At 61.2% G+C, this 852-nt stretch carries 1 protein-coding gene; it reads left to right on the top strand.

The features are described 5' to 3' along the window. Window positions 1-77: 77 nt before the first annotated feature. A protein-coding gene (locus AC1DVS_RS26740; RefSeq protein ID WP_478027550.1) for an IS5 family transposase occupies window positions 78-835 on the top strand; the annotation gives its coding sequence in 2 pieces (ribosomal slippage) (window positions 78-414 and window positions 414-835; 759 coding nt in all). The last annotated feature ends 17 nt before the right edge of the window (window positions 836-852 follow it).

The following is an 852-nucleotide window of genomic DNA, read 5'->3' as shown; positions in this document are numbered from 1 at the left end:
TAGGGTCCGGACCCATTAATGGGATTCCCGATTGGGTGTGATTGTGATTCAATGCGTTCTGTGAGGAGGCGTTGGCGATGGCGGATTTCTTCTGGTTTTCGGATGCGCAGTGGGCGCGGATTGCGCCCTTGTTGCCAACCGGCACGCGCGGGATGCCGCGGGTAGATGACCGCCGGGTGCTTTCTGGCATCGTTCATGCGCTGCAAAGTGGTGGGCGCTGGGGCGACTGCCCCGAGCATGTCTATGGTCCGAAGAAGACCCTCTACAACCGCTTCGTGCGCTGGGCCGAGCGCGGTGTGTGGGAGGGCATCTTCAACGCGCTTGCCGGTGCTGAAGGGGTGCCGGATCGGCTGTTCATCGACAGCACCTGCATCAAGGCCCACCGTACCGCCGGCGGCGCAAAAGGGGGGCCTTGGCCAATGGTATCGGCCAGACACGGGGCGGTCGAAACTCCAAGGTCCACGCTCTGTGCGACACCAAAGGCCGCCCGCATGTGCTGATGATAACCCCGGGCAACGTGCATGATATGCGCGTCGCCAAGGATTGCATCGCCGCAGTCCCGCCCTCTGCCGAACTGGTTGGGGACAAAGGCTATTGCAGCAATGAACTGCGCGCCTGGCTCGCTGAGCGCGGCACCCAGGCCGTCATCCCTTCAAAACGCAATCGCAAGGTACAGGTCCCCCACGATCGGGCAATCTACAAACAGCGCAACATCATCGAGCGCATGTTCTGTCGCCTCAAGGACTGGCGACGCGTCGCCATGCGCTTTGACCGCAATATCAAAACCTTCATGGCAACCATCGCCATCGCCGCTACCGTCATATGGTGGCTCTAATGAGTCCGGACCCTAGT

The organism is Sphingomonas sp. P3_C5 (assembly GCF_056402635.1).
The sequence above is the reverse complement of the archived record's forward strand: the minus strand, read 5'-3'. Positions and strand labels throughout refer to the sequence as shown.